Source organism: Sphingomonas adhaesiva, assembly GCF_002374855.1.
GTDB lineage: Bacteria > Pseudomonadota > Alphaproteobacteria > Sphingomonadales > Sphingomonadaceae > Sphingomonas > Sphingomonas adhaesiva.
In genome coordinates, this window is the sequence record NZ_NWVC01000005.1 from 129,715 (window position 1) to 147,838 (window position 18,124).

Annotated in this window: 16 protein-coding genes; 7 read left to right on the forward strand and 9 right to left on the reverse strand. The window is 70.3% G+C overall.

Annotated elements, in window-relative coordinates; genetic code table 11:
• Positions 1-33: 33 nt before the first annotated feature.
• The 3 genes from COA07_RS11790 (at position 34) to COA07_RS11800 (ending at position 2,805) form a co-directional block, all read left to right on the forward strand.
• Positions 34-912 (forward strand): F0F1 ATP synthase subunit gamma, encoded by an 879-nt coding sequence (locus tag COA07_RS11790; protein WP_066710669.1) that lies wholly within the window; start codon positions 34-36, stop codon positions 910-912.
• A 109-nt stretch (positions 913-1,021) separates the two neighbouring features.
• Positions 1,022-2,500, forward strand: a complete 1,479-nt coding sequence (atpD, locus tag COA07_RS11795; protein ID WP_066491260.1) for a F0F1 ATP synthase subunit beta — start codon at positions 1,022-1,024, stop codon at positions 2,498-2,500.
• 53 nt (positions 2,501-2,553) lie between these two features.
• Positions 2,554-2,805 carry an ATP synthase F1 subunit epsilon gene (locus tag COA07_RS11800; protein ID WP_066710667.1) on the forward strand — a complete coding sequence of 84 codons (252 nt, stop codon included), beginning with the start codon at positions 2,554-2,556 and terminating at the stop codon, positions 2,803-2,805.
• A 490-nt stretch (positions 2,806-3,295) separates the two neighbouring features.
• Here the strand turns inward: COA07_RS11800 and map are convergent, their stop codons facing one another.
• From map to COA07_RS11820, 4 genes are all read right to left on the reverse strand, one after another.
• Positions 3,296-4,063: a type I methionyl aminopeptidase gene (map, locus tag COA07_RS11805; protein ID WP_066710655.1), complete on the reverse strand. Its 768-nt coding sequence runs from the start codon at positions 4,061-4,063 to the stop codon at positions 3,296-3,298.
• A 25-nt stretch (positions 4,064-4,088) separates the two neighbouring features.
• Positions 4,089-6,260 (reverse strand): primosomal protein N', encoded by a 2,172-nt coding sequence (locus tag COA07_RS11810; protein ID WP_066710650.1) that lies wholly within the window; start codon positions 6,258-6,260, stop codon positions 4,089-4,091.
• A gap of 70 nt (positions 6,261-6,330) precedes the next feature.
• Positions 6,331-7,164, reverse strand: a complete 834-nt coding sequence (locus tag COA07_RS11815; RefSeq protein WP_066710648.1) for a transferrin-binding protein-like solute binding protein — start codon at positions 7,162-7,164, stop codon at positions 6,331-6,333.
• A 105-nt stretch (positions 7,165-7,269) separates the two neighbouring features.
• Positions 7,270-8,739 (reverse strand): diguanylate cyclase domain-containing protein, encoded by a 1,470-nt coding sequence (locus COA07_RS11820; RefSeq protein WP_066710646.1) that lies wholly within the window; start codon positions 8,737-8,739, stop codon positions 7,270-7,272.
• 326 nt (positions 8,740-9,065) lie between these two features.
• Here COA07_RS11820 and COA07_RS11825 point away from each other — a divergent pair, with 326 nt between their 5' ends.
• Positions 9,066-9,998, forward strand: coding sequence for a tyrosine-type recombinase/integrase (locus COA07_RS11825; RefSeq protein ID WP_211280964.1), 933 nt, complete (start codon positions 9,066-9,068; stop codon positions 9,996-9,998).
• Positions 9,999-10,182: 184 nt separating this feature from the next.
• Here COA07_RS11825 and COA07_RS11830 read toward each other — a convergent pair whose 3' ends face one another.
• Both COA07_RS11830 and gshB read right to left on the reverse strand, forming a co-directional pair.
• Positions 10,183-10,785: a DedA family protein gene (locus COA07_RS11830; protein ID WP_066713329.1), complete on the reverse strand. Its 603-nt coding sequence runs from the start codon at positions 10,783-10,785 to the stop codon at positions 10,183-10,185.
• A gap of 115 nt (positions 10,786-10,900) precedes the next feature.
• Positions 10,901-11,860: a glutathione synthase gene (gshB, locus tag COA07_RS11835; protein WP_066713326.1), complete on the reverse strand. Its 960-nt coding sequence runs from the start codon at positions 11,858-11,860 to the stop codon at positions 10,901-10,903.
• A 134-nt stretch (positions 11,861-11,994) separates the two neighbouring features.
• Here gshB and COA07_RS18595 point away from each other — a divergent pair, with 134 nt between their 5' ends.
• On the forward strand, positions 11,995-12,744 hold the full coding sequence (locus COA07_RS18595; RefSeq protein WP_066713323.1) for a helix-turn-helix domain-containing protein: 750 nt from the start codon (positions 11,995-11,997) through the stop codon (positions 12,742-12,744).
• Here the strand turns inward: COA07_RS18595 and COA07_RS11845 are convergent.
• Positions 12,738-13,118, reverse strand: coding sequence for a YraN family protein (locus COA07_RS11845; protein ID WP_096641043.1), 381 nt, complete (start codon positions 13,116-13,118; stop codon positions 12,738-12,740). The genes COA07_RS18595 and COA07_RS11845 overlap by 7 nt on opposite strands.
• Positions 13,119-13,531: 413 nt before the next feature.
• Complete coding sequence (rsmI, locus tag COA07_RS11850; protein WP_066712130.1) at positions 13,532-14,374, reverse strand: 16S rRNA (cytidine(1402)-2'-O)-methyltransferase; 843 nt, start codon at positions 14,372-14,374, stop codon at positions 13,532-13,534.
• Here rsmI and COA07_RS11855 point away from each other — a divergent pair.
• Positions 14,373-15,566: a penicillin-binding protein activator gene (locus tag COA07_RS11855; protein WP_066712132.1), complete on the forward strand. Its 1,194-nt coding sequence runs from the start codon at positions 14,373-14,375 to the stop codon at positions 15,564-15,566. The two genes, rsmI and COA07_RS11855, sit on opposite strands and share 2 nt — an antisense overlap.
• 194 nt (positions 15,567-15,760) lie before the next feature.
• On the opposite strand, the gene COA07_RS18315 is transcribed toward COA07_RS11855, so the two are convergent.
• Complete coding sequence (locus COA07_RS18315) at positions 15,761-16,582, reverse strand: DUF6454 family protein (RefSeq protein ID WP_157085322.1); 822 nt, start codon at positions 16,580-16,582, stop codon at positions 15,761-15,763.
• Between the two features lie 210 nt (positions 16,583-16,792).
• Here COA07_RS18315 and COA07_RS11865 point away from each other — a divergent pair, with 210 nt between their 5' ends.
• Entirely contained in the window at positions 16,793-18,082 is a 1,290-nt protein-coding gene (locus COA07_RS11865; protein WP_066712136.1) for an adenylosuccinate synthase, read from the forward strand.
• Positions 18,083-18,124 lie beyond the last annotated feature (42 nt).

An 18,124-nucleotide genomic window follows, 5' to 3' on the forward strand; every position in this document is an offset into this window, starting at 1 on the left:
CGGCGTTCGCCGGGATGACGAAGTTGGGAAAAGATGGCGTCACTGAAAGCCCTCAAGATCCGCATCGGCTCGGTGAAGTCGACGCAGAAGATCACCAAGGCGATGAAGATGGTCGCCGCCGCCAAGCTGCGCCGTGCGCAGGAAGCGGCGGTCGCCGGGCGCCCCTATGCCGAGCGGCTGGAGGCGGTGGTCGCCAGCCTGGCCAGGAACGTCGGTGTCGGCGCCTCGCCGCTGATGGCGGGGACGGGCAAGGACCAGGTTCACATGCTGGTCGTCGCCACGTCCGAGCGCGGGCTGGCGGGTGCGTTCAACACCAACATCGTGCGCGCCGCGCGCCGCAAGGCCGAGGAGCTGGAGGCCGCGGGCAAGACCGTCGTCTTCTACCTGGCGGGCAAGAAGGGCCGCGTGCTGCGCCGCTTCTATCCCAAGGGGATCGCGGTGGACCGCGACCTGTCGGAGATGAAGGTCGCCGGGTTCGACCATGCCAAGGCGATCGCCGACGACCTGATCGCGCGGTTCGAGGCGGGCGAGTTCGACGTCGCGCACCTGTTCTACGCCCGCTTCCAGTCGGCGCTGGTGCAGGAGCCGGTCGCGCAGCAGATCATCCCGGTGGCGATCCCTGCGAGCGCCGCGCCGAAGCTGGCCAACAGCGGCGACGCGACCGTCGCCTATGAGCCGAGCGAGGAAGCGATCCTGGCGGACCTGCTGCCGCGCAACGTGGCGATCCAGATCTTCCGCGCGCTGCTGGAAAATGCCGCATCGGAACAGGGTAGCCGGATGACCGCGATGGATAACGCCACGCGCAACGCCGGCGACATGATCAAGCGGCTGAGCATCCAGTACAACCGTGCCCGCCAGGCGGCGATCACGACCGAACTGGTCGAGATCATCTCGGGCGCGGAGGCGCTGTAATTCTGGTATGACGTCCGGCGAACGCCGGGCGCGTGCCGCAAGCGATACTCCCGCGGAGGGAGATCCCGGCCTTCGCCGGGATGACGAGTAGAAGGCAAGGAACGAACCAATGGCAACCGCCGCTGAAGACATCCGTCCGGCCACCGGCTCGGGCAGCAACAATGTGGGCCGTATCGCGCAGGTGATCGGCGCCGTCGTCGACGTGCAGTTCGGCACGCAGCTGCCCGCGATCCTGTCCGCGCTGGAAACCGAGAACAACGGCCAGCGGCTGGTGCTGGAAGTGGCGCAGCATCTGGGCGAGAACACCGTCCGCACGATCGCGATGGATTCGACCGAGGGGCTGACCCGCGGCCAGACCGTCACCGACACCGGCGCGCAGATCCAGATGCCGGTCGGCCCCGCGACGCTGGGCCGCATCATGAACGTCGTCGGCGAGCCGATCGACGAGCGTGGCCCGATCGCCACCGACCTGCGCGCGCCGATCCATGCCAAGGCGCCGGAATTCGTCGACCAGTCGACCGAGAGCGCGATCCTGGTGACGGGCATCAAGGTCATCGACCTGCTCGCCCCCTATGCGAAGGGCGGCAAGATCGGCCTGTTCGGCGGCGCGGGCGTCGGCAAGACCGTGCTGATCCAGGAACTGATCAACAACATCGCCAAGGGCCATGGCGGCACGTCGGTGTTCGCGGGCGTGGGTGAGCGGACCCGCGAGGGCAACGACCTGTACCACGAATTCCTCGACGCGGGCGTCATCGCCAAGGACGCCGACGGCAAGGCGATCAGCGAGGGATCGAAGGTCGCGCTGGTCTACGGCCAGATGAACGAGCCGCCGGGCGCGCGCGCCCGCGTCGCGCTGTCGGGCCTGGCCATCGCGGAATATTTCCGCGACCAGGAAGGGCAGGACGTGCTGTTCTTCGTCGACAACATCTTCCGCTTCACCCAGGCGGGCGCGGAAGTGTCGGCGCTGCTGGGCCGCATCCCGTCGGCGGTGGGCTACCAGCCGACGCTGTCGACGGACATGGGCGCGCTGCAGGAGCGCATCACCTCCACCAACAAGGGGTCGATCACCTCGGTGCAGGCGGTGTACGTGCCCGCGGACGACCTTACCGATCCGGCGCCGGCGACCTCGTTCGCGCACCTCGATGCGACGACCGTGCTGAACCGCGCGATCTCCGAGCTGGGCATCTACCCGGCGGTCGATCCGCTCGATTCGACCAGCCGCGTGCTGGAGCCGCGCATCGTCGGCCAGGATCACTACGAAACCGCGCGTGCGGTCCAGGCGATCCTGCAGAAGTACAAGGCGCTGCAGGACATCATCGCCATCCTGGGCATGGACGAGCTGTCGGAAGAGGACAAGCTGACCGTCCAGCGCGCGCGCAAGATCCAGCGCTTCCTGTCGCAGCCGTTCCACGTCGCCGAGGTGTTCACCGGCATCGCGGGCAAGTTCGTGCAGATCGAGGACACGATCCGCAGCTTCAAGGCGGTGGTGAACGGCGAGTACGATCACCTCCCGGAAAGCGCCTTCTACATGGTCGGCGGCATCGACGAGGCGGTCGCCAAGGCCGAGAAGATGGCGCAGGAGGCGTAAGCCCGATCGCGCGAAGCCCCTCCCCGTCGGGGAGGGGCCGGTAAGGTAGAGATATGCTGCACTTCGAACTGGTCACTCCCGAACGCCTGGTCCGCTCGGACGAGGTCTATATGGTCACCGTGCCAGGTGCCGACGGCGATTTCGCGGTGCTGGAGGGCCATGCGCCGTTCATGTCGACGATCCGCGACGGCGACGTGCTGGTCCAGAAGACGCAAGGCGGCGCGCCCGAGACGATCGCGATCCGCGGCGGCTTCGCCGAGGTCAATGCGCGCGGGCTGACCGTGCTGGCCGAACACACCGGCTGACGCGGGTTTCCCGAACGCGTCCGATGACGGGCGTCCCGCGGCAGCGCGGGGCGCCCGTTTCGCTGTGGGACGCCAGCGACGGGCGGGGCGGGCATGTCCGGGGCGGGCCGTTCCTGACCCCGGGGCGCGGCCCGTTCGATACCGGAGCGACGTGCGGCCGGGGAACGGGCTTTCCCGTCATGCCGGACCTGTTCCGGTATCCACCGGGCTGCATACCCATAAGCCGTTGAGTGCGCGGCAGGGTGGACCCCGGAACAGGTCCGGGGTGACGGATCGTGTGCGGCGCGGGGGCGCCCGCAACGCGCGGTAGGCCGGGGCTGTTCGAAGGCGGGCACCGCGTGGTGCCTGCCTGTTCCGGTATCCACCGCGCCGCCTGCGGCATGGTGGCCCGCTGGGCAAAGGATCGGTGGGCGAGGACGCGAGCGAGCGCGGCGGTTATCGCAGCGCCGGCGCGGCGAGGGCGACCGTCTCCGCCCCGCGATCCCTCCCGTCAGGCGGCGGCGCGCTCTCCGGTGCGCAGCGTCAGTACCTCCACGCCGCGAGCGGTGACCGCGACGGTATGTTCGAACTGCGCCGACAGCTTCCCGTCGGCGGTGACGACGGTCCAGCCGTCATCCTCCCCCATGACGCGGCGCGTGCCCTGGTTGAGCATCGGCTCGATCGTGAAGGTCATCCCCTCGCGCAGCTCCACCCCCGTGCCGGCGCGGCCGAAGTGCAGCACCTGCGGCTCCTCGTGCATCTCGCGCCCGATACCGTGTCCGCAATAGTCGCGGACGACCGAATAGCCGTGCTTCTTGGCATGGCGTTCGATCGCGAAGCCGATGTCGCCCAGCCGCGCGCCCGGGCGCACCTGCGCGATGCCCTTCCACAGCGCCTCCTGCGTCACGCGCACCAGCCGCCGCGCAGCGGGCGGGGCGGCGCCGACGACATAGGTCTTGCTGGAATCGGCGATGAAGCCGTTCTTTTCCAGCGTGATGTCGAGGTTGACGATATCGCCGTCGCGGATGACGACGCCGGCGTCGGGCACGCCGTGGCAGACGACGTTGTTGATCGAGGAATTGAGGACATAGGCGAAGCCATATTGCCCCTTGCTGGCAGGGCGGGCGGCCAGATCGTCGGTGATGAAGCGTTCGACTAGGTCGTTGACCTCCAGCGTCGAACGCCCGGCGAGGTCGAGCGTGTCGAGCATGTCGAACACCTGCGCCAGCAGCCGCCCGGAGATGCGCATCAGCGCCAGTTCGGCGGGTGTCTTGACCATGGGTGCGGTAACCTTCTGCACGATGTCACAGGAAGCTGTACGGATCGACGTCGACCGCGACGCGGACCTTGGCGGGCCAGTCGAGCGCGCCCAGCCAGTCGCGGATCACGTCCTGTACGTCCAGCGCGCGGCGCGCGTGGACCAGCAGGCGGTAGCGGTGGCGCCCGCGCAGCATCGCCAGCGGGGCGGGGGCGGGGCCGTACACCTCCATCCCGTCGACGCGCGGAGCGCTGCGCCCCACCGAGCGGGCGATCTCCAGCGCGGCCGGCTGATCCTCGCTCGACACGATGATCGCGGCGTAGCGGCCGAAGGGCGGCGCGTCGGCATCGCGGCGCGCCTCGGTCTCGGCGGCGTAGAAGGCGTCGGCGTCGCCGGTGACCAGCGCCTGCATCACCGCCGCCTTCGGGCTGTGCGTCTGGATGAAGACATGGCCCGGCTTCGCCCCGCGCCCGGCGCGCCCGGATACCTGGCGGATCTGCTGGAAGGTGCGTTCCGCGGCGCGCAGGTCGCCGCCGTCCAGCCCCAGATCGGCGTCGATCACGCCGACCAGCGTCAGGTTGGGGAAATGATAGCCCTTGGTCACCAATTGCGTGCCGACGACGATGTCGATCGCGCCTTCCTCCATCCGCGCGACGAATTCGGCGGCGCGCGCGGGCGACCAGATCGTGTCCGAGGTGACCACCGCGGTGCGCGCCTCCGGGAAGAGCGCCGCGACCTCGTCCGCGATCCGCTCCACGCCGGGGCCGCAGGCCACCAGCGTATCCTCGTTCTGGCATTCCGGGCACAGCCGCGGCACCGGTTCGACATGCCCGCAATGGTGGCAAGCCAGACGCCGGGTCAGCCGGTGCTCGACCATCCAGGCGGTGCAGTTCGGGCATTGGAAGCGATGCCCGCAGGTGCGGCACAGCGTCAGCGGGGCATAGCCGCGGCGGTTTAGGAACAGGAGCGACTGTTCGCCGCGCTCCAGCGTCTCGCCCATGGCGGCGACCAGCCGCGGGCTGATCCAGCGGCCGCGCTCGGGCGGTTCGGCGATCAGGTCGATCGCCTCGATCGTCGGCAGTTGCGCCACGCCGTAGCGGCCGGGCAGCTTCACCTCGGCATAATGGCCGAGCGCGACCTGGTGGCGAGTCTCGATTGCGGGGGTGGCGCTGGCCAGGATCACCGGGCAGCGTTCGAACTTGGCGCGCATCACCGCGACGTCGCGCGCGTGGTAATGGACCCCGTCCTCCTGCTTGAAGCTGGTTTCGTGCGCCTCGTCGACGACGATCAGGCCGAGGTTGGCGTAGGGGAGGAACAGCGCGGAGCGCGCACCGACGGTCACGCGCGCTTCCCCGGCGGCGATCGCGCGCCATGCGCGGCGGCGCTGGGTGGAGCGCAGGCCCGAATGCCACGCCACCGGCTCGCACCCGAAGCGGTCGTGGAACCGCTTCAGGAACGGTTCGGTCAGCGCGATTTCGGGCAGCAACACCAGTACCTGCCGGCCCGCCCGCAGCGCGGTGGCGACCGCCTCAAAATACACCTCCGTCTTGCCCGATCCGGTCACGCCGTCGAGCAGCGTCGGGGCGAAGGCGGCGGCAGCGACCCCGGCGGACAGGGTGTCGGCGGCGGCGCGTTGATCGTCGGACAGCTGCGGGGGCGCGTGATCGGGGTCGGGGACGGGAAAGGGGCTGTCGATATCGACCTCGACCGCCTCGATCGCGCCGGCCTTCACCAGCCCGCGGATCACGCCGTCGCTGACCTCCGCGATCGCCGCCAGCTCGCGGATCAGCCCCTGTCGCTCGCCGATCCGCTCCAGCGCCTGCGCGCGCTGCGGGGTGAGGCGATCGGGGACATGGCCGGTGGCGCGATATTCGGTCGCGGTGCGCGACCCTTCCAGTGCGGCGTTCGAGGACAGCGCCATGCGCACCACCGCGGCGGGCGGCGCCAGATAGTAATCGGCGGTCCATTCGATCAGCCGGCGCAGCGGCGCGCGCAGCGGGGGCACGTCGGCGACCGCGAGCAGGTTGCGCAGGCGATTGTCGCCGACCTCCGCATCGGAGGGCATCCGCTCCGCCTCCCACGCCACGCCGGTCAGCTGGCGCGGGCCGAGCGGGGCGACGACGATCGACCCCGGTTCCACCGCCATGCCGTGCGGCACGCGATAGTCGAGCGGGCCGAGCGCGGAATTGAGGACCAGGACACGCGCGCGGGAGGACATTGTCCGTCCCATATGGGAGCATGGCGGGCGGTGCAAAGGCGGCGAGGCGTCCCCGCGCCGTTTCGCCGCGTCAGTCCGGAATCGTGCCGCTCAGCACCGACCGGGTGGTGATGCCGTTGCGCGTCACCGCCGCGACCAGTCCCAGATCCTTGCCGCCCGGACCGTAGAAACGGCCGCGCAGCTGCCCGGTCACGCTGCGATCGGCCGAGGTGAAGGTGCCGGTGACGGTATTGCCCGAGTCGACCGTGCCCGTGACGGTCACGTCGATGTCGGGATTGCCGATCAGCGCGACCGTACCCGACACCTTGCGCGACACCAGGTCGACGACCAGCGGTTTCAATCGGTCGCGATACAGGAAGGTGTCGCCGAAATAGAGCAGCGCCTGATAGGTGCGGGTCGAAAAGCGTGCGAGATCGGCGGAGTAGGTGACATCGCCGGCGATCGTGAAGATCTCTCTCTGGCTGTCGGATGCCTGGGCCACCGCGAAATATCGCGTGATCCACAGTTCCGGCGACACCAGCGACGCCGTGGTCGGCACGCCGTTCACGTTCATGCGGAAATCGATGATATTGCTCTTGCTGCTGGACTCCGTCGCGCCGACGTCGCGCGCGAAGACGGTATCCGCGGCGAAGAAATCGGACCGCGGCATCGTCAGGCCATAGCGATCGCGCGACCACGACGTGACCGCCGTCGTGGACGACGTCAACGTCGCGCCCGCATTGGTCCCGCTGGGATCGGGCGGTGCGTAGAAGGCGTCATAGCCGGTCCAGCGATGATCCTGTGCGAAGCTGTTGGCCTGGCTGTAGGAGAAGGTCGGCGAGGGTGACGGCGTCGGGGTGGGCGCAGGTGCCGGCGCACCGCCGTCGCCACCGCCGCAGCCCGCGACCAGCAGTGCCAACGCCATCACACTTCCCAAACGCCGCCGCATCATGTCCCACCATTTCTCGTTCCGTTCTCGCACCGAAACGAAAGAAACGGGACTCGGTTGCCGGCTTCGCCCCGGCAATGGTCAGGCGGCGCGGCGGGACCCGAGGGAGGCCGGACGTCGCCCGACGCGGCCGCGCTTGGCGGTGTAGAGGTTGGTGTCGGTGCGCCGCACGAAATCGCGCGGGGAGCGATCGTCGGCGTCGAACGCCGCGATGCCGACCGATCCGCCGCTGATCATCGTCAGCCCGCCCGAGCCGACCGTGATGCGCAACGCTTCGTCGATCTTGAGGCGCAGCGCCTCCGGGTCGGCCAGCAACGCCGGATCGTCGACGATCAGCGCGAATTCGTCGCCGCCGATCCGCGCGGCGAGGCTGCCCTTCAGCCACGACTGCGTCAGCGCGGTGCCGGTCATCCGCAACACCTCGTCGCCGGCATCATGGCCGAGCGTGTCGTTGATCGCCTTGAACCCGTCCAGGTCGATCAGGACGAGCATCAGGGTGACGCCGTCGCGGCCGTGCGCCGCCGCCATCGCCCGTTCCAGCGCCGCATCGAAGGCCGCGCGATTGGCGAGGCCGGTGAGCGCGTCGGTGCTGGCGAGGCGCCGCAGCCGCGTTTCCAGTTCGTGGCGGACGGTGACGTCCTGGAACACCCCGATCACCCCGGTGACGCGCCCGTCGACGATCTCCGCCTCGCCCATCGAACGGACGCGGCGGCGGTGCCCGCGCGCGGTGACGAAGTCGTTCTCGATATCGAACGGGGCGCCGTCGTTCAGCGTGCGCTGCAGCGTCCGGCGCACCTCCTCGCGATCCTGCGGCGGATAGAAATCGAACGTATGGTCGCGCGCCGGCTGCTGTCCCAGCGGCAGGCCGTGCAGCGCATAGGTGTTGTCGGACCAGTGGATCCGGCCGTCGGCCAGCGACAGATGCCACGAACCGATCGACGCGATCCGCTCGACATGACGGAAGATGCGATCCTTGCGCGCGAGGTCGCGCAGCAGGCGCTCCCCCTCCTTCGCGACATCCACTGCGCGCAGGGCGGTGCGGCGCCCTTCCAGCAGCGCCTCCGCCAGCGTGGCGAGGTGAGCGAGCGCGTCGAGCGCGGCCTGGCTGACCCGGTGGCAGACCGAATCGATCACGCACAGCGTCCCGATCGGCTGGCGGACGCCGGCATCGTCGCACAGGTGCAGCGGCGTCCCGGCGTAGAAGCGATAGCCGGCATCGACGACCAGCGGACTGTCGCGATAGACGGCGTCCTGCGCCAGGTCGTCGATGACCAGCGGTCCCTTCCCCCGGATCGTGCGGTCGCACATCGCGACGTCGCGGCTGATCTCGCGCGGGCCGGCGATCGTCCCGGCGGCGACCCACAGGCGATCGCGATCGACGAGGTTGAGCAGCGCGATCGGGCAGTCGAGCATCCGCGCCGCCAGCGCGACGAGGCCGTCGAACGCCTGTTCGGGTGCGGCGCCGATCAGTTCGAGCGAATGGAGCGCCGCCAGCCGTTGCGCTTCGCGTTCCGCATCGTGATCGTGGGAGGCCGGGGGCGTGCTATCCATCGCGCCATCCTGTACCGGGACGTCGTTAATATTCCGCCCCAAGGGTCAGGCCCCAATACTGGCAACGGCCGTGATCGCCCGTGGAGGCCCGCCGACGAGGAGCGCAGCGCAGCCGCGTAGCCATAGCTACGCGCCAGCAAGCGACGACGCTCGGCGGGCCTCCACGGGCGACCGCGCAGCGGCGGGCCGGAAAAGGTGCACGGCGGCGTCGCGCGTCGGTTACGATGCAAACAGCATCGCTCCCTCCTTGCTCCTACCCGTGCGCCTTTTCCGGCTCCGTCACGACCATTGCCAGTAATGGGGCCTGACCCTAGGCCCGGAGGATCATGACGCAGGATGCCGATCGCGCGGACGCCGGGGGGCTGCCGCAGGGGCCTTTGCCGCTCCCCGTGCAATGGAGCATCCACCTGGCGCGCGACCGGCGGCGGTCGGAACATACTGTCCGCGCCTATCGCGCGACGGCCGAGCGGTTGCTGGCGTTCCTGTCCGGGCATTGGGGCGGCGCGGTGACGCGCGTGGCGCTGGCGGAGGTGACGGCGGCGGACCTGCGCGCCTATCTGGCGGCGCGGCGCGGCGGCGGGCTGGGCAACAGTTCCGCCGCGCGCGAGCTGTCGGCGGTGCGCGCATTCCTGGACTGGGCGAACGGGGTGGGCAGCGCGCCGGTGCTGCGCGGGCCGCGCGTGAAGGCGGGGGTGCCGCGCCCCGTCGCGCCGGCAGAGGCGGTGGCGCTGGCGCAGGAGGTCGCCGACGAAAGCGACGAGCCATGGGTGGCGGCGCGCGACTGGGCGCTGCTGCTGCTGCTGTACGGTGCGGGGCTGCGCATCGGCGAGGCGCTGGCGCTGACCGGCGCGGCGCTGCCGCCGGGCGAGACGATCGCGGTGACCGGCAAGCGCGCCAAGACGCGGATCGTGCCGCTGCTGCCCGCGGTGCGCGATGCGATCGCCGATTATGTCGCGCGCACGCCCTGGCCGGTCGCCGCGGATGCGCCGCTGTTCCGCGGGGTGCGCGGCGGCGCGCTGTCCCCCGGGGTGGTGCGGGTGAAGGTGCGCGCGGCGCGGGCGCGGCTGGGCCTGTCCGAACGCACCACCCCGCATGCGCTGCGCCACAGTTTCGCGACGCACCTGCTGGGGCGCGGCGCGGACCTGCGCGCGCTGCAGGAACTGCTGGGCCATGCCAGCCTCAGTTCGACGCAGGTCTATACCGCTGTCGATGCCGCCCACCTGCTCGACGTCTATCGCGCGGCGCATCCGCGCGCCTAGAGCGTTCTCCGACCAGGTTGAACCATCGTCATCGCCCTGCGGGCGCCCGCTTCGCGGCGGGGCGCTGTCGATCCGGTGCGGCGTTGCTTGTCGGTCACGATGCCCCGGCATCGCTCCCTCCGCGCGCCTTGCACTGAACCGACATCACCTCCGCGCCGATGGTCCAACCTGATCGGAAAACGCTCTAGTCGCCGCGCGGGTGCCAGGTGACGACGCGGTAGAGGTAATAGCCGATCGCCAGCACCGTCAGCGCGATCCCCGCCGGGCCGACGTAGCGATCGAGATCGGCATAGCGGCTGCCCAGCACATAGCCCGCACCCGCCAGCACGCCGTTCCAGATGACGCTGCCCGCGAAGGTCGTCGCTAGGAACGGCCACAGCCGCATCCCCGCCATGCCGGCGGGCAGCGAGATGAGCGTGCGGAACGTCGGCATGAAGCGGAACACGAAGATCACCCAGCCGCCATGGCGGTGGAAGAAGGTGCGCACGCGCTCCACATCGTCCCATTCCAGCGTCAGCCAGCGGCCGTGGCGCTCCACGAACGGCCGGAAGCGCGCATAGCCGAGCCGCCGCCCGATCTCGTACCAGAAGACATTGCCCGCGGTGGTGCCCGCGGTGCCCCACAACAGCAGCGGCAGCATCTCCATCTCGCCGCGCGCGACCGCGATCCCGCCCAGCCCCATGATGACCTCCGACGGGATCGGGGGCACGACATTCTCGAGCGCCATCAGCAGGAAGATGCCGATGTACCCGCCCCAGACGATCCAGTTGATGATGAAATCGGTCATGTGGAGCGCCGTGACCGTGCTTCGAGACGGCCTCTCGGCTTCGCTCGATGCCTCCTCGGCACGAACGGGGTGGGGCGGGGACGCGAGACGTCGGTCATCCGGCCCCAACCGCCGGTCAGGCGGCGCGTTCCGCCAGCCTGCGGTCGATCGCGTCCCAGATCAGCCCGGCGACGTCGGTGCCGTCGAACCGCTCGATCGCGACGATGCCGGTGGGGGAGGTGACGTTGATCTCCGTCAGCCATTCGCCGCCGATCACGTCGATGCCGACGAAGATCAGCCCGCGGCGCTTCAGCTCCGGCCCCAGTTCGGCGCAGATCGCGCGTTCGCGATCGGTCAGCTCGGTCTTCTCCGCCGATCCGCCGACCGCCAGGTTGCTGCGAATCTCGCCCTCGCCCGGCAGGCGGTTGATCGCGCCCGCGACCTCGCCGTCGACCAGCACGATGCGCTTGTCGCCCTTCGCCACGTCGGGCAGGAACGCCTGCACCATATGAGGTTCGCGCCACGTCTGGTTGAACACCTCCATCAGCGCGGACAGGTTCTCGCCCTCCGGACCGACGCGGAAGATCGCCTTGCCGCCGTTGCCGTGGAGCGGCTTCACCACGATCGCGCCATGCTGCTTCAGGAAGGCGCGTGCCTCCTCCAGCGAGCGCGTGACCAGCGTCGGCGGCATGAAATGCGCATAGTCGAGGACGAATACCTTTTCGGGCGCGTTGCGCACGCTGGCCGGGTCGTTGACCACCAATGTCCGGTCGGCGATCCGCTCCAGAAGGTGCGTGGCGGTGATATAGCCGAGGTCAAACGGCGGGTCCTGGCGCATCAGCACCACGTCCGCCTCCGCCCCCAGATCGAGGCTGACGGGATCGCCGAAGCGGAAATGATCGCCGGCGACGCGCTGGACGGTGACGGGATGCGCGCGGGTCCACAGCCGGCCGTCGGACCAGTTGAGATCCTCCGCGGTGTAGTGGAACAGCCGGTGCCCGCGCGCCTGCGCCGACAGCATCAGCGCGAAGGTCGAATCGCCCGCGATGTTGATCGAGGCGAGCGGGTCCATCTGGACGGCGACGGTCAGTGTCATGCGGATGCCCTGTCGATGGGTGGCGGATCGGCCGGTGAGGTAGGCGGTCGGCGGGCCGGCGTCACCCACAAGTTTTTTGTACTCCCTTATGGCGGCATTTGTCGCCAATCGGCCGTCGAGGAGATGCCTGGCCGATGACGCCGCCGACCGAGCCTGCCGCCGACGTGATCGACTTCACGGTCCTGAGCGCGGCGGAACGCGATATCCTGACGCTGCTGGCGCGCGGCCATACCGCCAAGAGCATCGCCGCGCTGACCGGACGGTCGGAGGCGTCGGTCAACGAACGGCTGCGCCAGGCGCGGCGCAAGACGCAGCTGGGCAGCAGCCGCGAACTGGCGCGGCGGTTCGCGGCCCAGGAAAATCGTGACGAGAAAAGCGATCTCGATCCCCCCGCCGCCGGCGGCGATGCGCCGCTGCGGTTATCCGTACGAAAGGGAGTGATCGTCATGTTCGTATCCGTCATCGCATCGATCGGTATCGCGGTGTCACTGGTGTCGCCGGACACCGCGCAGGAGGCGCGGCTCGACCCGGCGCTGGACCGCCTGCTGGCGCCGGCGCGGAGCGAGCCGCGCGGCCTGGCCCTGCAACTGGCCGGGGAGGCGCGCGATGCGGCCTGGGCAGGTGCGGGCGAAGCGGCGCTGGAGCGGCATTATGCCGGGTTGCGGCGCGAGACGGGCGTCGTGGTCGACAAGGCCGAATGCCGCCGGACGCTGTGTCAGGTGATCGGCACGCTGCCGGCGTCCGCCGACCACGCCCGGACGAACGCGGCGATGGAGGCGCTTCAGGGCGCCGCCGCCGCGCCGGCCGGCCTGACGCTGGAGAGCGCCGCGTTCGGCAGCGGCGGGCGGTTCGTCATCTTCTGGCGGCGGGCCGGCGCTCAGTAGCCGATCCACGCATTCTCGATATGGCGCGGTGCGGTGCGCGGGGCGAGCAGGATGACGTCGACGCGGATATCCTCGCCCTGCGTGGCGTAGCGCGGCATCAGCACCTCCGCCGCGGCGGCGACGCGGGCGAGGCGGCGGTGATCGATCGCGTGATCCAGCTCGGCGGCGGTGGCGCGGCTCTTCACCTCGACGAAGGCGACCAATCCGCCGCGCTTCGCGACGAGATCGACCTCCCCCGCGGGGGTGCGGACGCGGCGGTCGAGGATCGACCAGCCCTTCAGCCGCAGCCACCACGCCGCGATCCGCTCCCCGCGCCGCCCGGCCGCCTCTGCGGCAATGCGGGCGGCGGCGGGGCGTGGGGTGGGGCGGCGCATGGGCAGGGAGGATGGCGGCGGCGCGAATGTTGTCAATGTTGAGACGCTGGCGGGGAAGGGGGGACGGGGGTGGGGGAGTGAGAAGAACGTTCTGGAGGTGTGGCAGAGCGGGTGGGCGTAGGACAGGGTTTTTCACGCGAAGACGCGACGACGCGAAGGAGGTTGTTCACGCGGAGGCGCGGAGGCGCAGAGAGGGGGTGGGTGGGGCGCGGTGGCGCGGCTTTTGCGGGCGGTTTTTTTGGGAAGTTGCCTGCGGCGGCGAACGCCGGTTTTCCCGGCGCTTCCGTCCGTCACCCCGGCGAAGGCCGGGGTCCATGGCGCCGCAAAAGCAACGGCTTGCGTGTTCGGGGAGACATGGATGCCGGAACAAGTCCGGCATGACGGTGTCTTCGCTGGAGCAACGCAGGTGGGCCTTACCCCTTCATCTCCATCGCGCGGGCGTAGAGTGCCTTGCGGTCCAGCCCCAGCGCCCTGGCGACTTCGCCGGCGGCCTTGGAGGCGGGGAGGCGGGTAAGGGCCTCGGCCAGCGCGGCGTCGGCGTCCGCGGCGCTGGCGGGGGCGGGGGGATCGGGGGGCGCGACGACGACGACGATCTCGCCCTTGGGCGGTGCGTCGGCGTAGCGCGCGGCGAGCGCGGCGAGCGTGCCGGTGACGGCTTCCTCGAACTTTTTCGTGATCTCACGCGTGACCGCCGCCTCGCGGTCGCCCAGCCCGTCGGCGAGCGCGGCGAGGCAGGCGGCGAGGCGCGGACCCGATTCGTAGAAGACCAGCGTGGCGCGGATCGCGGCGACCTCCGCGATCGTTTCCGCGCGCGCCTGTTCCTTCGACGGCAGGAAGCCCATGAACAGGAACCGATCGGTCGGCAGCCCCGCCAGCGTCAGCGCGGCGACCGCTGCGCACGGGCCGGGGATGGTCACCACCGCATGGCCCGCCGCACGTGCCTCGCGCACCAGCTTGAACCCGGGATCGGAGATCAGCGGCGTGCCCGCATCGCTGACCAGCGCCACCGCCTCGGTGCCCATGCGCGCGATCAGTTGCGGGCGGACATGCGCGGCATTGTGATCGTGATAGGGGGTCATCGGCCGCTTGACCCCGATGTGGCGCAGCAGCCCGGCGGTCACACGCGTGTCTTCTACCGCGATCACAGCGGCTTGGCTCAAAACCTCGGCAGCACGCGGCGACAGATCACCGAGATTGCCGATCGGGGTGGCGACGATATACAGCCCAGGCGTCAACGAGTTCACGAGGGGTGTCATGGCAGAGGCGATCACCTGGCCGCAACGGTCCAGAGCACTTTCGCGATGGGTCGCAGGATTGGCAGCGATCCTGCTGTCCGCCTGTTCCACGGTCGTGCCGCGCGCACCGATGGAGCCAGGACGCACGCAGACCGGCGCGCAGACGCCGCGCCCGACCAACCCCGAGGTGGTGCAGGGGCTGCCGCAGGATGTCGCGCGCAACCGCGTGGCGTTGCTGGTGCCGCTGTCGGGCGGCAATGCCGGCGTGGGCAAGAGCCTGGCCAATGCGACCCAGCTGGCGCTGCTCGACACGCGCAACCAGCAGGTGCGAATCACCAATTACGATACCGCGCCCGGCGCGGCGCAGGCGGCGCGGCGCGCGATCGCCGACGGCGCGCAGCTGATCCTGGGGCCGCTGCTGGCGGACGACGTGCGCGCGGTGGCGCCGATCGCGCGCGCCGCGGGGGTGCCGGTGCTGTCCTTTTCCAACGACGTGAGCGTCGCGGGCAATGGCGCGTACCTGTTGGGCTATGCCCCGGCGCAGGCGATCGAGCGTGTCGTCGCCTATGCCAGCGGCAAGGGGATCAGCAATTTCGGCGGGCTGGTGCCCAATGCGCTGTACGGCAGCCGCGCGTCGACCGCATTCCTGCGTGCGGTGGAGGATGCCGGCGGGCGCGTCGTCTCGCTCCAGACCTATGATCGGGGCGCGGTGGGCGCGGCGGTGCAGCGGATGGCCAAGGATGCGCCGTTTGGTGCGGTGCTGATCGCGGACAGCGCGCCCGCGGCGGCGGCGGCGGTGCCGCTGCTGCGCCGCGCCAGCCCGTCGACGCAGGTGCTGGGCACCGAATTGTGGAATTCGGACAACAACATCGCCGCGACCAGCGCGCTGAACGGCGCGTGGTTCGCCAGCGTGCCCGACAATCTGTATCGCCAATATGCGCGCAACTATCGCGCGCGGTTCGGCGCGGCGCCGTATCGCCTGTCCAGCCTGGGGTATGATTCGGTGCTGCTGGTGGTGCGGATCGCGCGCGACTGGCGCGCGGGCACGCCCTTTCCCGAGGGGCGGCTGCGCGATTCGGACGGGTTCGCCGGGATCGATGGCGCGTTCCGTTTCGGCCGCGACGGCGTGGCCGAGCGCGCGCTGGAGGTGAAGGAAATCCGCGGCGGGGCGACCGTGACGGTATCGGCGGCGCCGACCGGGTTCGGGAAGTAACGCGCGGTTCGGGTTCACGCGAAGACGCGAAGACGCGAAGAATATGTTCGCGCAGAGACGCGGAGGCGCAGAGAGGGGGCGGAGTGGGCGCGGTAGCGCGTTATCTCAAAGCCCTTGCGTGACGGGTGTGATCGCCTGCGGCGCAAACCTCTCTGCGGCTCTGCGTCTCTGCGCGAGAACCGCTTCTTCCACACTCACGCCGTGATGCGGAAGCGGAAGAGGCGGCTGGGGCCGTCCTCGGGCAGGACGTAGAGGTCGCGGCCGTCGATCGCCATGCCTTCGCCGGTATAGGGGCCGCCGCGGCCGAACGGGCGGATCGGGCCGATCGCGCCGGCGCGCAGCGTGCGGCGGACCGTCATCGTCGGCCAGTCGAGCCAGTCGACCGTGCCGCTCCACCAATTGGTGTTGCCCCCGGCGACCAGATGGTCGCCCGCGAACTTCATGTCCTGATAATGGGTGCGCGACGGGTTGGGGACGGCGCGCATGCGGCGCGGATCGTCGGGGTCGATGACGTACAGCAGGCGGCTGTCCCAATTGCCCGCGACCAGCCGGCCGGGCGCGGCGGCGATGCAGCCGATGTGATCGGCGACGCGGATGCGGCGACGGACGCGCAGCGTCGCGGCGTCGATCTCCAGCAGCACCGACGAGCTGTCGGGGCGCATTTCCGCGACCGGCACCCACAGGGATCCGCCGCTGCGCGAGATGCCGCCGGGGTGGTAGCGCACGCCGTCGGTCAGCTCGATCCGGCGCAGGAAACGCCCGGTCGCGCGATCGAATTCATGCAGGTAGCCGCGATGGTTGCGCCCATCGACCGAGGTGACCCACAGGTGCGGGCCGTCCATTTCCAGCCCCTGCACATGAAACAGCTCGCCATCCAGCGGCAGCGTGCCGATCAGCCGCGTCCCCTCGATCGCGTCGTCGGGCCGCGCGGGCGCGCGCGCCGCGGACAGGCCGGCGAACACGACGAGCAGCGCGAGCAGGGCGGGGCGGCGGGAGGTTCGGGACTGGCGGGACATGCGGACAGGCTCCGTCACCGTGGGACGTGCCGCGGCCCCTGTCACAGCGATGTGTCAGCGCGATGGGATTTGCGTTTCGGTTTGATGAGAGGAGCGGTTGACCGCGCCGCGCCGCATCGCTACCCGGCGCCGCGACATCGCTGAACCACTCGCGCGCCGAGTCCTGTCGAAGGGCGCGCGGGTTCGCCCGGCAGGCGGAGACCTGTATCCATGGCCAATGTAGCAGTCATCGGCGCGCAATGGGGCGACGAAGGCAAGGGCAAGATCGTCGACTGGCTGGCCGAGCGCGCCGACATGGTCGTGCGCTTCCAGGGCGGGCATAACGCCGGCCATACGCTGGTGGTGGGCGAGAACGTCTACAAGCTGTCGCTGCTGCCGTCGGGGATCGTGCGCGGCACGCCGTCGGTGATCGGCAACGGCGTGGTGCTGGACCCCTGGGCGCTGAAGGCGGAGATCGAGCGGCTGGTGGCGCAGGGCGTCGTCGCCACGCCCGAGACGCTGCGCATCGCGGACAATTGCGCGCTGATCCTGCCGTTCCACCGCGACCTGGACGGCCTGCGCGAGGATGCGTCGGGCGCGGGCAAGATCGGGACGACGCGGCGCGGGATCGGCCCGGCGTATGAGGACAAGGTGGGCCGCCGCGCGATCCGCGTGTGCGACCTGGCGCATCTGGACGATCTGGGGCCGCAGCTGGACCGGCTGACCGCGCATCACGACGCGCTGCGCGCCGGGTTCGGGGAGCCGCCGATCGACCGCGACGCGCTGATCGCCGAGCTGCGCGACATCGCCGGTTTCGTCCTGCCGTTCGCCAAGCCGGTGTGGCGCGACCTGAACGCGGCGAAGGAGGCCGGGCGCCGCATCCTGTTCGAGGGCGCGCAGGGCGTGCTGCTGGATATCGACCACGGCACCTATCCGTTCGTGACCAGCAGTAACACGATCGCGGGCACCGCCGCGGGCGGATCGGGGCTGGGGCCGGCGGCGGTCGGTTTCGTGCTGGGGATCGCCAAGGCCTATACCACGCGCGTCGGATCGGGGCCGTTCCCGACCGAGCTGGAGGATGCCACCGGCGAGCGGCTGGGCCAGCGCGGGCATGAATTCGGGACCGTCACCGGGCGCAAGCGCCGCTGCGGCTGGTTCGACGCCGTGCTGGTGCGCCAGTCGGCGGCGGTCGGCGGGATCACCGGGATCGCGCTGACCAAGATCGACGTGCTGGACGGGTTCGACGAGGTGAGGATCTGCACCGGATACCGGCTGCGCGGCGAGACGCTGGACTATTTTCCGTCGCACGCCGCCGACCAGATGGCGGTCGAGCCGGTGTACGAGGTGATGGAGGGCTGGCACGAATCGACCGCCGGCGCGCGCAGCTGGGCCGACCTGCCGGCGCAGGCGATCAAGTACATCCGCCGCGTCGAGGAGCTGATCCGCTGCCCGGTGGCGCTGGTGTCGACCAGCCCGGAACGCGAGGACACGATCCTGGTGCGCGATCCGTTCGCGGACTGACGCGGAACGGCCCCGCCCCCGGATGACGGGGACGGGGCCGTT

What these genes read in the sequence shown, in the direction of transcription:
- COA07_RS11790 (WP_066710669.1), top strand. Translation starts at nt 34, where the DNA reads ATGGCGTCACTGAAAGCCCTCAAGATCCGCATCGGCTCGGTGAAGTCG.
- atpD (WP_066491260.1), top strand. Translation starts at nt 1,022, where the DNA reads ATGGCAACCGCCGCTGAAGACATCCGTCCGGCCACCGGCTCGGGCAGC.
- COA07_RS11800 (WP_066710667.1), top strand. Translation starts at nt 2,554, where the DNA reads ATGCTGCACTTCGAACTGGTCACTCCCGAACGCCTGGTCCGCTCGGAC.
- map (WP_066710655.1), bottom strand. Translation starts at nt 4,063, where the DNA reads ATGGTCAAGACACCCGCCGAACTGGCGCTGATGCGCATCTCCGGGCGG.
- COA07_RS11810 (WP_066710650.1), bottom strand. Translation starts at nt 6,260, where the DNA reads ATGTCCTCCCGCGCGCGTGTCCTGGTCCTCAATTCCGCGCTCGGCCCG.
- COA07_RS11815 (WP_066710648.1), bottom strand. Translation starts at nt 7,164, where the DNA reads ATGGCGTTGGCACTGCTGGTCGCGGGCTGCGGCGGTGGCGACGGCGGT.
- COA07_RS11820 (WP_066710646.1), bottom strand. Translation starts at nt 8,739, where the DNA reads ATGGATAGCACGCCCCCGGCCTCCCACGATCACGATGCGGAACGCGAA.
- COA07_RS11825 (WP_211280964.1), top strand. Translation starts at nt 9,066, where the DNA reads ATGACGCAGGATGCCGATCGCGCGGACGCCGGGGGGCTGCCGCAGGGG.
- COA07_RS11830 (WP_066713329.1), bottom strand. Translation starts at nt 10,785, where the DNA reads ATGACCGATTTCATCATCAACTGGATCGTCTGGGGCGGGTACATCGGC.
- gshB (WP_066713326.1), bottom strand. Translation starts at nt 11,860, where the DNA reads ATGACACTGACCGTCGCCGTCCAGATGGACCCGCTCGCCTCGATCAAC.
- COA07_RS18595 (WP_066713323.1), top strand. Translation starts at nt 11,995, where the DNA reads ATGACGCCGCCGACCGAGCCTGCCGCCGACGTGATCGACTTCACGGTC.
- COA07_RS11845 (WP_096641043.1), bottom strand. Translation starts at nt 13,118, where the DNA reads ATGCGCCGCCCCACCCCACGCCCCGCCGCCGCCCGCATTGCCGCAGAG.
- COA07_RS11855 (WP_066712132.1), top strand. Translation starts at nt 14,373, where the DNA reads ATGGCAGAGGCGATCACCTGGCCGCAACGGTCCAGAGCACTTTCGCGA.
- rsmI (WP_066712130.1), bottom strand. Translation starts at nt 14,374, where the DNA reads ATGACACCCCTCGTGAACTCGTTGACGCCTGGGCTGTATATCGTCGCC.
- COA07_RS18315 (WP_157085322.1), bottom strand. Translation starts at nt 16,582, where the DNA reads ATGTCCCGCCAGTCCCGAACCTCCCGCCGCCCCGCCCTGCTCGCGCTG.
- COA07_RS11865 (WP_066712136.1), top strand. Translation starts at nt 16,793, where the DNA reads ATGGCCAATGTAGCAGTCATCGGCGCGCAATGGGGCGACGAAGGCAAG.